The 3,137-nt window shown below is 48.1% G+C and carries 3 protein-coding genes; all 3 read left to right on the forward strand.

The window, feature by feature from the left end; translation table 11 throughout:
- The coding region (locus COY37_RS11295; RefSeq protein WP_286679233.1) for a hypothetical protein at positions 1 to 504 on the forward strand (504 nt) is incomplete at its 5' end.
- 231 nt (positions 505 to 735) lie between these two features.
- Complete coding sequence (locus COY37_RS11300) at positions 736 to 2,421, forward strand: spermidine synthase (protein WP_286679234.1); 1,686 nt, start codon at positions 736 to 738, stop codon at positions 2,419 to 2,421.
- A gap of 413 nt (positions 2,422 to 2,834) precedes the next feature.
- Positions 2,835 to 3,137, forward strand: a 303-nt coding sequence (locus COY37_RS11305; RefSeq protein WP_286977643.1) for a hypothetical protein, incomplete at its 3' end; no start/stop codon positions are given.

Genomic DNA, 3,137 nt, shown 5'->3' on the forward strand with positions numbered 1-3,137 from the left:
ATGTTCGCGCCGCTCACCAAGTACGAGATGCAGACGACCACCAATGGTTATGCCAACGAGATCGCACAGTCGCTTATCACATCGACTACTGCCAATAACGGTCAACCGACTGGAAATTTCGTCGGTCAGCTTAAGAACTCGCGTACAGTTGATTGGTCAGTAGCTAACTGGAGACAAAGCGTAGACCCGGTTAGCGTAACCTGCGCTGATGATGGCGTAAGCTTCCCACACCGTACACTCGGTTGGAAGATGCTCAAAGACGACCTCTTTGGTATCGACATCGGTGTACCTAGCGACGCCGACAAGAGCGACAGCGAGGTTGTTGCTGCAGGCCAAGCCAGAAGTGGTGCTTACGGAACTGGCGTGAAAGCGCATGACGTAGACAGTGTCTGCTTAGATTGCCACAATCCGACTGTTTGGAATGCGACAAGCTCAAGCAACCATACTGACATCGGCGGCAATACTATCTACAATGATGACGTAATTCAAAGAGGCTTGCCGTAAAGCCAATTCTTACAACGTATGACTTACAACTTGCTAACAAGGAATTACTTACAAACTACATACAACACACAAGAGGCCCGTTTTAAACGGGCCTCTTTCTTTGTTTCTTTATTATTATCGAGCCGGTCCTAATAACCCTGCATAAAACTGGTTTCTTAATCACTAAGCTGCTAAAATAGTACCTAAGGATAGCTTTCACAAATGGAAGATCGTATGAAGAGGTGTTAGTAATTGGCAAAATCCGTTACAAAAAATAAGTCGTCAAAAATGGCGGTCTTTGCGTTTGCATTCTCCGGTATGGCCGCGCTTATTTATGAGGTGATCTGGACACGAGAGCTCTCTTTGGTTTTCGGGTCAACCGTTTACGCGGTCTCGATGATGCTTACCGCCTTTATGTCCGGCCTTTCCCTCGGCGCATTTCTCGGCGGCAGATGGGCGGACAGAAGCAAAAACCTGATAGCTCTCTTCGGAACGCTTGAACTCGGCATCGGCATCTTCGGCTTATTGACGATTCCCCTTATTCAAGTGCTCCCGACCCTTTACTTCCTTGTATATAACACACTGAAGCCGAGTTTTTATTTGTTCTTCTTCTTCCAGCTGTTGCTGTCCTTTGTTATCATGCTTATCCCAACAACGTTTATGGGGGCGACGTTCCCGGTGGTTACCAAGATCAATACCGCCTCTATCGAAAAGCTTGGCAATGACGTAGGAAACGTCTACTCCATCAACACGGTCGGCTCGATCCTCGGCTCCCTCGGCGCAGGGTTTTTTCTTATCCCCCTCATCGGTGTAAAAGCAACCACATTTACGGCGGCAGGGCTGAACCTGCTTGTCGCATCAGCGATGATTTTCATTTCAAAATCGGCGATGGCGAAGAAGTGGCTCGGGGCCGGGGTAATGATTCTTGCAGTAATCGGTACGACCGCGGCCATGGTTAGACCACCGGCCATCGACCACAACTTCTATAGAATCGCCGACTACTCGTCGTATGACGAGTATAGGGAATATGTTAACGACCTAACGACGCTTTTTTTTAACGACGGTCTCTACGGACGGGTCACCGTTTTCCAGGGGCCGAGCGGTGAAAGGTCGCTGTCAACCGATGGAAAAGTCGAGGGTTCAAGTACCGAGTACGACAGGCAGGTGATGTCTCTTTTTGCGCTCATTCCCGATGAGAGCTTAAGGAGCGTAAGAGACCCGAAATCCATACTGGTAATCGGGCTCGGTACGGGCTATACGGCATACGCAGCCCTGTACGGAACGAACGCCAACATAGATATCGCCGAAATAAACCAGGCGGTTTTAGACGCCTCGAAGTACTTTGTCGGAGACTCTATCGACACAAACCCCCGCGCAAAGTTTTATTTGAACGACGCGCGCAACTATCTTTACATGACGAACAAGAAATATGACGTGGTAACGTCCGAGCCCAGCTATCCCGTTTCAACGCATATCACGCCTCTTTTCACCAAAGAGATGTTCCAGATTGTCGCCAAGCACCTAAACAAAGACGGCGTGTATTGCCAGTGGGTTCCCCGCTATATCATGCGGGACGATGATATGCTCATGATGTTTAAGACGTTTACCTCCGTTTTCCCCAATACATATGTCTGGGGATCTAACTATGGGGCCAACCAGGCACAAGATGTTTTAATGATCGGCATAAACGGCAACAAAAAGCTCGATGTTAAGCAAATCGCCGAAAACGTACGCAAGGTAGGGCGCGATAAGCTCAAGTTCTCCAGCCTCGATTTTAGCTTTTATGCGTATCCCGACACGATTGTAAAGCTAGCCAAGGGAACGCTCTCCGACGGGAGCCCGATCCCTTTTAATACCGACGACTGCCCGCTTCTTGAGTTCCAGGCGCCAAAGAACCACATCGACTTCTTTCGAGAAGGAACCAGCGCATTCAAGTAAAGCCGCCGCTTGACAGTCTACAATGGCGCTAGTATAATCTGCTGCAGATTAATAAACACCTGCCCAAAGGTTTAACTTTATACGCATGTCCTTCTTTAGTGCGCTTGTTTGTTCAAGCTTGCACTTGTAAGCGCATATATTTATTTTCCTTGGTTTTTGTTGTAAAGCGGCTAAGCGATTTAGCGATGCCATAGTTATTTTCACAGTTTATTCGAAACAACGGATGAATTTACTCGCAGACAATCGAGTAGTCGCTCTTTGTTTTTTAAGTTTATATGATAGCTGATCGTAATGAGAAACCAAGGAGTATTTGTATCTTGACCAGCCTTAAGTCAAAATCTAAGTTACGCTATTCCTCCATGCCCCTTTATGGGCAGTTTAATACATCTTGCTCAAGAAAGGGGGTGAATAAAATGAGGAAAAGTTTTGTAGTTTTTATGACTGCAGGTCTTGTCCTAACCGCAGGTAGCGGCGTTGCTCTCGCCGGACAGGATAATGGTGACGGCTTCACGACCAGCTATACGGCTGGCGTGAGGGGTAATATCGTCTCCAACCAGTACGATCTCAGTACCACCCTCTGGAATGATGGGAACGGAAATACCTTCACCTTCAACAACCAGGGCGTTAAAAACTGGGACTACATGGAGCAGGGCACAGCGGTAAGTTCGGGCGGCTATAGCGGCTCAACACCGACGGATTTGAGAAGCACGCACCCC

It is taken from the genome of Candidatus Aquicultor secundus (genome assembly GCF_002791875.1).
Lineage (GTDB): Bacteria > Actinomycetota > Aquicultoria > Aquicultorales > Aquicultoraceae > Aquicultor_A > Aquicultor_A secundus.